The sequence below is a fragment of the Mesorhizobium sp. M7A.F.Ca.US.006.04.2.1 genome (assembly GCF_004022915.1).
Classification (GTDB): Bacteria; Pseudomonadota; Alphaproteobacteria; order Rhizobiales; family Rhizobiaceae; genus Mesorhizobium; species Mesorhizobium ciceri.
This window is the reverse complement of sequence record NZ_RZQA01001313.1, coordinates 1-1,112: the sequence shown is the minus strand read 5'-3', so window position 1 is coordinate 1,112 and position 1,112 is coordinate 1. Positions and strand designations below refer to the sequence as shown.

Annotated in this window: 1 protein-coding gene; it reads left to right on the top strand. The window is 58.2% G+C overall.

Annotation, left to right across the window (positions count from 1 at the left end):
* The coding region (locus tag EN925_RS36910; RefSeq protein ID WP_206633152.1) for a hypothetical protein at positions 1-1,112 on the top strand (1,112 nt) is incomplete at both ends.

Sequence of the window (1,112 nt, the reverse complement as noted above, 5' to 3'; positions counted from 1 at the left end):
CATCACCACCGAGCAGGACAAGGACAGCTTCACCTATACGGTGACCGACGCCCACGGCAACACCACCACCGGCTCCATCCTGGTCGACATCGTCGACGACATTCCGACGCTTGGAGCTTTCACGCCAGGTACGATCCCCAACGAGGTCGGATCCGTCAACGGCTTGTTTGACTTCGTAGCGGGAGCCGACGGGGTCAATCATTTCAACATAGCAGGACCGGCGATCACGGGGATTAGCTACAGCACGACAGTCCAGAGCGACGGAACGACAGTGCTGCTGGCCGAAACCTCCACTGGGACCGATATCTATTCACTCACCTTGCATCCAGATGGCACCTACGCGTTTGCCCTTATCACGCCCGATGCAGCAACAACGGTAACTCAAACACTCACGGGGCTGTCGCCGGGTGGTCCGACACCTTTCCTTGAAACGCCGGATGGCCTGATCGAGTTCACCGGCACTGGCACCGGCGTCAACTCTTCGACACAGGGCTTCGGTGTCGCCGATCAGTTTATTGAGAAAGATGAAAACTTCACCATGGAGTTTCACACCTCCTCAACCGCCGGAAACGATGCTCCGACGCTGAATCCGAAGTTCATAGGCAGCCTCGATTTCGCCGCAACCGGCAACAGCTCTGGTTCTGTTTCGTGGGTAGCAACCAATTCCGTTACCGGCGACACCCGTAGCGGAACGGCGACAGTTACGAACGGACATCTCGTCATCGACCCTTCGATCGACTTCAACCTAATTTCCATAACCGGTGACGCCGGTTCGAAAATCAGGCTGTCTGCCGTCGACATCTCACAAACGATACTGCCATCCGACACCACCTTGCATTTCCAAGTCAGTGCGGTCGACGGAGACGGCGACGTCAGTGCGACCCAGTCACTGGACATCCATCAGGTAGCTGCAAGTTCGGGTGGATCCTTCACCCTCCCCGGCTTTGCGGGAACGGTCAACGACGTGATCGCCGGCAGCACGCATATCGATACGATCTCAGGCGGAGCCGGCACCGACATCGCCGACTATACCGGCAGCGCGGCGGTCTCGATAAACCTGACAGATGCCGGTGGCGCCGCCGGTGTTCATGGCACCCCCAGCAATCCGAGTG